We start from the raw sequence: 1,398 nt of genomic DNA on the forward strand, positions 1-1,398 counted from the left end.
CCCCTCCGCTTTCTGGGTCGGGCTTTTCGGGTCGGGCCTTTTCGGTCAGGCCTTTTCCGATCGGGCCTTTTCGGCCCCGGTGACCACTACAGGTCGGCGCGCACCCGGCGGGCGGCCTCGACCATGTTGCGCAGCGCCTGCTCGGCCTCCGCGTAGCCGCGGGTCTTCAGGCCGCAGTCCGGGTTGACCCACAGCCCCCCGGCGTCGATGTGCGACACCGCCAGGCGCAGGGACGCCTCGATCTCCTCCACCGACGGCACCCGCGGGGAGTGGATGTCGTAGACGCCCGGGCCGATGCCGCGCTTGTAGCCGCGGCGGCCCAGGTCCGCCACCAGCTCCATGCGCGAGCGGGCCGCCTCGACGCTGGTCACGTCGGCGTCCAGCGCCTCGATGCCGTCGACGATCAGGCCGAACTCGGAGTAGCACATGTGCGTGTGGATGGTCGTCGACGGCGAGACGCCCGAGGTGGCCAGCCGGAAGGATCCGACCGCCCAGTCCAGGTACTCCTGCCGCTTCTCCCGGCGCAGCGGCAGCAGCTCGCGCAGCGCCGCCTCGTCGACCTGGATGTGGCGGATCCCCGCCCGCTCCAGGTCCGCGACCTCGTCGCGCAGGGCCAGGGCCACCTGGCGGGCGGTGTCGCCCAGCGGCTGGTCGGTGCGCACGAACGACCAGGCGAGCATGGTCACCGGGCCGGTGAGCATGCCCTTGACCGGCTTCTCGGTGCGCGACTGGGCGTAGGTGATCCACTCGACCGTCATCGGCTCGGGGCGCGAGACGTCGCCGAAGAGGATCGGCGGGCGCACGCACCGGGAGCCGTAGGACTGCACCCACCCGTTCTCGGTGGTGGCGTAGCCCTGGAGCTGCTCGGCGAAGTACTGGACCATGTCGTTGCGCTCGGGCTCGCCGTGGACGAGCACGTCCAGGCCGATGTCCTCCTGGAGCGCGATGACCCGGTCGATCTCGGCGCGCAGGATCGCCGTGTACCCCGCCTCGTCCAGCTCGCCGCGGCGGTGCGCGGCGCGGGCCCGGCGCAGCTCGCCGGTCTGCGGGAACGACCCGATGGTGGTCGTGGTCAGCGCCAGGTCGGTGGGGGCGCCGCGCTCCTGCGGGCGCTCGTAGGCGTCCGCGCCCAGGGCCTGGAGGCGGGCGCGCACGCGCGCGTCCACGAACGCCGGGCCGGCCGGGGCCGCGTCGGCGTCGTGGCCGTCCTGGAGGCCCTCGGACAGCACCCGGCCCAGCAGGGCGACCTCGCGGGTCTTCTGCTCGGCGAAGGCCAGCGCCGCGCGGAGCTCGGGGGCCAGGGACGTCTCGGCGTCCAGGTCGATGGGCACGTGCAGCAGCGAGCAGGAGGTGCTCACGGTGAGCTCGTCGGCCAGGCCCAGCAGGGTGCCCAGGGTG

General features: G+C 73.5%; 1 protein-coding gene. It reads right to left on the reverse strand.

Annotated elements, in window-relative coordinates:
• Positions 1–86 precede the first annotated feature (86 nt).
• A partial coding sequence (metE, locus tag ACJOT3_RS34490) for a 5-methyltetrahydropteroyltriglutamate--homocysteine S-methyltransferase (protein ID WP_406977329.1) occupies positions 87–1,398 on the reverse strand: 1,312 nt, incomplete at its 5' end.

This window comes from Nocardiopsis protaetiae (assembly GCF_045446735.1).
Lineage (GTDB): Bacteria > Actinomycetota > Actinomycetes > Streptosporangiales > Streptosporangiaceae > Nocardiopsis > Nocardiopsis protaetiae.